The 5,653-nt window shown below is 73.2% G+C and carries 6 protein-coding genes; all 6 read right to left on the bottom strand.

The window, feature by feature from the left end; all coding sequences use genetic code 11:
• On the bottom strand, nt 1-478 hold a 478-nt coding region (locus tag OUY22_RS35315; protein WP_270159664.1), incomplete at its 3' end, for an ADP-ribosylglycohydrolase family protein.
• Between the two features lie 5 nt (nt 479-483).
• A complete protein-coding gene (locus tag OUY22_RS35310; protein ID WP_270159663.1) occupies nt 484-1,491 on the bottom strand; it encodes an ADP-ribosylglycohydrolase family protein in 1,008 nt (335 codons plus the stop codon).
• Nucleotides 1,488-2,792 (bottom strand): ABC transporter substrate-binding protein, encoded by a 1,305-nt coding sequence (locus tag OUY22_RS35305; RefSeq protein WP_270159662.1) that lies wholly within the window; start codon nt 2,790-2,792, stop codon nt 1,488-1,490. Before OUY22_RS35305 ends, OUY22_RS35310 begins: the two co-directional genes overlap by 4 nt.
• 9 nt (nt 2,793-2,801) lie before the next feature.
• Entirely contained in the window at nt 2,802-3,620 is an 819-nt protein-coding gene (locus OUY22_RS35300) for a carbohydrate ABC transporter permease (RefSeq protein WP_270159661.1), read from the bottom strand.
• Entirely contained in the window at nt 3,617-4,528 is a 912-nt protein-coding gene (locus OUY22_RS35295; protein WP_270159660.1) for a carbohydrate ABC transporter permease, read from the bottom strand. The genes OUY22_RS35300 and OUY22_RS35295 overlap by 4 nt, the downstream gene beginning before the upstream one ends.
• Nucleotides 4,525-5,574: a LacI family DNA-binding transcriptional regulator gene (locus OUY22_RS35290; protein ID WP_270159659.1), complete on the bottom strand. Its 1,050-nt coding sequence runs from the start codon at nt 5,572-5,574 to the stop codon at nt 4,525-4,527. The genes OUY22_RS35295 and OUY22_RS35290 overlap by 4 nt, the downstream gene beginning before the upstream one ends.
• Nucleotides 5,575-5,653: the final 79 nt, after the last annotated feature.

Below are 5,653 nucleotides of genomic sequence, written 5' to 3'. Positions count from 1 at the left end.
CGGCGTTGGTCACCTGCGCGTCCTCGTCCGGTTCGGCGCCGCGCAGGCCGTAGGCGACGGCTCTGACGGCGGCGGCGTCGTCGAAGTGGTGCGGGTTGTCGTGCCCGCTGGCGGGCGGCTCGACGCCCCTGGACAGGTTGTCCAGGGCGGTGGCGACCGAGACGCGGGCCCTGACGTCGTCGCGGCCGGCGAGCGCGCGGAACGCCTCGGCGCGCGGCGTTCCCGTGGTGAGCAGCGTCCAGGCGAGCCATTCGGCGTCGTCGGACGGGCCGACGGCCAGCGGCGCGGTCGGCTGGTTGAGCGCGAACGGCACCGGCAGCGTGGTGACGCGGTGCTCCTCGGCGAAGGCGTCGAGCTCGCGGTGCAGCCTGCGGCTCCACGGGGCGTGCAGCGCGGCCCGGTGCCGGGCCGCGGGCCAGCCGGCGGCGTCCCCCACGGCGAGGCCGATGACGGCTCCCGCGATCCTGTCCCCCGGCATGCGTCCTACAGTCCTTCCACCCGCTCGCCACCGTCCTCCGGCACCGCCGCCGGCCTGCCGTGGCCGAGTGCGGCGGTCAGGTCGTCGGCGGCGTCCAGCACGTGCCTGCCCGCCACGACCGGCAGGCACCTACCGGTGGCCGGGCCGATCCTGGCCGCCCACCGCCCGGGGACGCCGCGCTCGCCCCGCCCGGCGCCCGCGACCGCGCCCGCGATGGCGCCGATGGTGTCGGCGTCCCGGCCCAGGCTCACCCCGAACGTGACGGAACGCTCCACGTCGCCCTCGCCGTGCAGGCAGGCGGCCAGCGCCAGCGCCACGGCCTCGGGCGCGACGTCCGTCCACGGGTAGTGCCGCACCACGACGGCCTGGTGCAGCGCCGCGGCCGGGTCGGCGGCGTCCAGCGCGGCGCGGGCGCGGACGATGGTCCTCGCGGTCCACGAGTCGGCGGGCACGGCCGAGAGCGCCGCCTCCACCGCCTCGGACGGATCGGCCCCGGCCATGGCGGCGGCGACGGCCGCGGCGACCGCCCGGCCGCCGAGTATGCCCTCGCCCGCGTGGCTGACCCGGCCGTCCTCGGTCACCAGCCGCGCCGCCTCCGCCGGGTCTCCCGGGCAGAACACCCCGTACGGGGCGGCCCGCATGGCGAGCCCGTCGGACCAGCCGTGCTGGTGGACCATCCCGGTCAGCGGCGGCTCCAGCCCCCGCCGCAGCGCCTCGACCGTGCCCAGCTCGGAGAACCCGGCCCCGCGCATCGGCCCGGTGACCGCCGGGATCACCTGCTCCCGGTACGCGGCCGCGACCCGCCCGGACGTCAGCCCGTGGCCGTGCGCCACCAGCAGCCCGGCGGCGAAGAGGGCGTACTCGGTGTCGTCGGTGCCGCCGCCCTCGATCTCGGTGAGCCGCCCCCATCGGCGGCGGATCTCCTCGGGCGAGAGGTTCTCGGCGGGGGCGCCGAGGGCGTCACCGGCCGCCAGGCCGAGCAGGCATCCCCGGGCCCTGTCGCGATACGTCACCGCTGGTACCGCTCCAGCACCTTGTCCCCCTCGTCGACGAGCCGCCTGGCCGCCTCGTCCAGGCTGATCTTGTTGGCGAAGAACTCCTGCAGCACCGGCGTGGCCACCTTGCTCTTCCACTCGTCGTACCCGTTCACCTTGAGGAACGGCGCCACCACGAGGTCCTTGGCCGAGGCGGTCGCCACGTCCCAGCCGTCCTCCTCGCCGTTGATCGACGGATCGGCGGCGGCCTCCCGCGAGGTCGGCAGCAGCCAGTCGCCCTTGGCGAGCCGGGCCTGGTTGCGGCCGTTGAGGAAGAACGAGACGAACGCGACGGCCTGCTCCTGGTGCTCGCTGTCGGCCGACACCGAGAGGGTCTGCGACACCGCGCCCTGGTGGGAGGTGGTGCCCTTGAGCGGCGGCAGCGTCACCCACGCGAAGTCGTCCGGAGCCTGCTCGGCCACCTGCTGACGCAGGTAGACGCCGGCCGGGAGCATCGCGTGCTTGCCGGCGAAGAAGCCCGGCAGCGGGTCGGCGGTGCCCATGCCGAGCGCGGCCGGGTCGGCGGTCCGGTCCTTGTGGAGCTGGTCGTGGATGCGCCGCAGGACCTCCTTCTCCTCGGGGCCGACCTTGACCGTGGTCCTGCCGCCCGCCGTCTGGAAGAAGGTGCCGCCGAAGTTGAGCGCCAGGTTCAGCACCTTGTTGACCGGTGACTTCATCGGCCAGGCGACGCCGTACGTGTCGCCCTTGGTGAGTTTCCTGCTCGCCTCGGCGAACTCGTCCCAGGTCCACGGCTCGGCGGGCGTGGGGATGCGCACCCCGGCCTCGTCGAGCAGCTTCTTGTTGGCGATGATGACCTGGGACTCCTGCAGGAACGGCACGCCGAACACGCCCTGGCCGCCGTTGCCGTCGTCGAAGGTGACGGTGTCCCAGGCGGCCTGCGGGATGTCGTTCCGCAGGGCGGCGGGCAGCTTGCCCTCCAGGTCGAGCAGGTAGCCCTTGGCGGCGAAGCCGGCCAGCGCGGGGGAGTCGTCGTGGAAGACGTCCGGGGCGTCGCCGCCCTCGAACGAGGTGACGAGCTGGTCGTTGACGTTGTCCCAGCTGCCCTGGACGTAGGTGACCTGGATGTGCGGGTTGGCCTTGTTCCACTCCTCGACGATGGCCTTGTTGGCCGCCACCGACTCCTTCTGCCAGGCCAGGCTGAGGAAGTCGAGCTTGACCGGCTCGCCGGGGCCGCCCGGCGGCTCACCCGTGTCCCCGCCGCCGCACGCGGTGACCAGCGCGAGGACCGCCACCGCCGCCAGAGCGGATGTGATACGCATCTGAGCCTCCTAGCCCTTCACCGCGCCGGCCATCAGGCCGGACCGCAGCCGTCGCTGGATGATTGCGAAAAAGACCAGGCTCGGGATCGTCGCCATCAGGGACGCCGCGGCCAGCGGGCCGAGCCTGGCCACTCCCTCGGGGCCGGTGAACCGCACCAGCGTCAGCGGGAGCGTCATCACGTCCGGGTCCTTCAGGACCACGAGCGCGAACAGGAACTCGTTCCACGACGAGATGAACGAGAACAGCAGCGTCGCCACCACGCCCGGCGCCAGCAGCGGGGCGACCACCTTGACGATCGCCCGCATCCGGCCCGCGCCGTCGACCGCCGCGGCCTCCTCCAGCTCGCGCGGCACGGACCGCACGTACCCCTGGAGCATCCACAGCGCGAACGGCAGCGTGAACGTCACGTGCACCAGCACCAGCCCGGCCAGCGTGTTGACCAGGCCGAGCTCCCGCATGACCAGGAACAGCGGGATGATGATCGAGATGAACGGGAACACCTGGCTGACCAGCACCCACCCGAGCGTGATCCGCTTCAGCACGCCCCGGTAGCGGGCCAGCGCGTACGCGGCCGGCAGCGCGACCGCGACGGTCAGCAACGCGCTGGCCAGGGCCACGACGAGGCTGCGCAGCCCGGCCCCGATCAGGTCCTGCTCGCCGAACGCGGCGGCGAAGTTGGCCGTCGTCGGCTCGCGCGGGATCCAGGAGGGGTCCAGGGCGGCCATCTCCTGCGGCGTCTTGAGCGCGGTCGACAGCAGCCAGACCAGCGGGAAGCCCAGGAAGACCAGGTACGCCAGCAGCGCCGCGTACTGGAGGATCCTGCTCATGCTGCCTCCCTCAGCTGCCGCCATAGGTACGCCCCGAGCAGGGCGAGGACGACGACCACGATGGCGACGCCGAGCGCGGCCGCGTAGCCGAAGAAGCCGTACTCGAACGCCTCCTCGTACGCGAACAGCATCGGCAGCCTCGTCCGGCCGCCGGGCCCGCCCTGGGTGAGCACGTAGACCAGGCTGAACTGGTTGACGTTCCACACGAAGTCGAGCGAGGTGATGGCCACGATGACCGGGCGGAGCTGGGGCAGCGTGATGTTCCAGAAGCGGCGCCAGGTGCCCGCCCCGTCCATCGCGCCCGCCTCGTGCAGCTCCGCGGGCACGTTCTGCAGGCCCGCCAGCAGGACGACGGTGGTCTGCGGCATGCCGCTCCAGACGCCCATGACGATGACGGCGGGCAGCGCCCAGGTGAAGTCGGCGAGCCAGTTGATGTCGGTGCCGAGCGTGCTGTTCACGAGGCCGGCGTCCGGGTGGTAGACCAGGCGCCACATCAGGCCGATCACCACGGGCGGCATCGCCCACGGCACCATGGCCAGCACCCGGGCCAGGCCGCGCAGCCGCAGCCGCTGGTGGAGCAGCAGGGCCAGCCCGAGCGAGGCGAGGAACTGCAGCGCGGTCACCGAGACCGCCCAGATCATCCCCACCCGCATGGACTGCCAGAACGCCTCGTCGCCGAGCAGCCTGGCGAAGTTGTCGAGCCCGGCGAACCGGGTGACGTGGTTCCTGCCGGACTCTGCGTCGGTGAACGCCATCGCGATCCCGTACAGCAGCGGCCCGACGCTGAAGATCAGCACCGGCACCAGCGCGGGCAGCAGGAGCGCCCACATCTCGCGGTCCTGCCGCGATCCGCCTCCCGCGCGCCGCGGCGGCGCCTGCGGGGCCGGGCGGGTCGCGGTGGCGGTCACGGACTCCCCCGCTCCGCGCCTGGCGGCCGGGACGGCGCGGGCTTCTCCCCCGTCGTCGAGGCCCGCACCGCCAGCCGCGGCGGCACGGTCACCCTGCGGGGCTCCCTGTCGCCGTTCCTGAGCCGGTCGAGCAGCAGCTCGGCGGCGGCCTTGCCGCGTTCGGCCGACCCCAGCGAGACGCTGGTCAGCGACGGCCAGGAGGCCGCGGCGAGGTCGGTGTCGTCCATGCCGGCCACCGCCACGTCGTCCGGCACCCGCCGCCCGGCGGCGCGCAGTACGTCCAGCGCGCCGAGCGCGATGAGGTCGTTGGCGCACATCAGCGCGTCGAGGTCGGGCCGCCGCCGCAGCAGCGCCGCGACCGCCCTGCCGCCCTCGGCGCGGTAGAAGTCCCCGATCTCCACCAGCTCCTCGTCGTACGGCAGGCCGAGGTCCTCCAGCGCCTCCCGGTACGCGGCCCCGCGCACGGCGCCGGGCACCGTGTCGGTCGGGCCGTTGACCATGCCGATCGTGCGCCGGCCGAGCCGGTGGAGGTGGTCGACGGCCAGCTTCACGCCGGTGCGGGAGTCGGCCCTGACGTTGTCCACCGGCGTGCCCTCGGGCACCGAGCCGATGATGACCACCGGGGCGCGGGCCGAGGCGAGCAGCTCCAGGTGCTGCTCGGTGACGCGCAGCGGGCTCATGATCAGCCCGTCCACGTACCGCTCCCCCAGGCTGTGGAGCACGTCGATCTCGTCGGCCACCACCGCGTCCGTGGAGTGCAGGACGAGCCGGTAGCCGGCGGACTTGAGCACCGGCTGGATCTGGCGCAGCATGGCCAGGTAGGCGGGGTTGCCGACGTCGGCCATGGCGAAGGCGACCTGATGGGTGCGGCGGGACTTCAGGGAGCGGGCGACGGCGTTGCGGACGTACCCGAGCTCGTCCGCGGCGGCCATCACCTTGCGCACGGTGTCCTGCCGGGTGGGCAGGCCGTTGAGCACCCGCGACACCGAGGCGATGGAGACGCCGGCGCGCTCGGCGATCGTGGTGATCGTGGGTCCGTCGGCCAAGGCTGTCCTTCCGGGTAAGTAAACGATTTCAGGCAAGATGTCTGTAAACGTTTACTGAGTACGCGCCATGTAATCCTCC

Source organism: Nonomuraea corallina (genome assembly GCF_027620315.1).
GTDB classification, from domain to species: domain Bacteria; phylum Actinomycetota; class Actinomycetes; order Streptosporangiales; family Streptosporangiaceae; genus Nonomuraea; species Nonomuraea corallina.
Note: the sequence above shows the minus strand (reverse complement) of the source record. Positions and strands in the feature narration are given on the sequence as shown.